This window comes from Escherichia sp. 93.1518, assembly GCF_013368915.2.
In the GTDB taxonomy this organism is placed as follows: Bacteria; Pseudomonadota; Gammaproteobacteria; order Enterobacterales; family Enterobacteriaceae; genus Escherichia; species Escherichia ruysiae.
Genome location: NZ_JABWMT020000122.1, coordinates 1 through 297, shown reverse-complemented (window position 1 = coordinate 297; position 297 = coordinate 1). Strand labels below are relative to the sequence as shown.

Here is a 297-nt window from a genome sequence, read left to right as displayed (position 1 = left end):
CACCGGTCATGGTGTATTTGCCCTTAAGCACGGCAGAAACTGCCTGCATCTCTTCCACCTGGGCAATGGCCAGCTCTTCGTCACGCATGTTCTGCATGATGATGCGACGGCGACGGTAAGCCGGGTCCGCCAGATTCTGCGGATCTTCATCCGGCAGGCGACGCAGGGTCATCTGCGGATTCACTTCATGCTTGGGTTTGACATATCCCGGCGTAAATTCAGAGGTGGAGCCGCCACGGGAGCGGATAACCTCACCGGAAACAATCGGCGAAACGTACAGCGCCATGTTTACCAGTC

Annotated in this window: 1 protein-coding gene; it reads right to left on the bottom strand. The window is 56.9% G+C overall.

Annotation, left to right across the window (positions count from 1 at the left end; all coding sequences use genetic code 11):
* Positions 1-297 (bottom strand): major capsid protein (locus HEN21_RS23655; protein ID WP_183082969.1); only part of this gene is annotated, 297 nt, incomplete at both ends.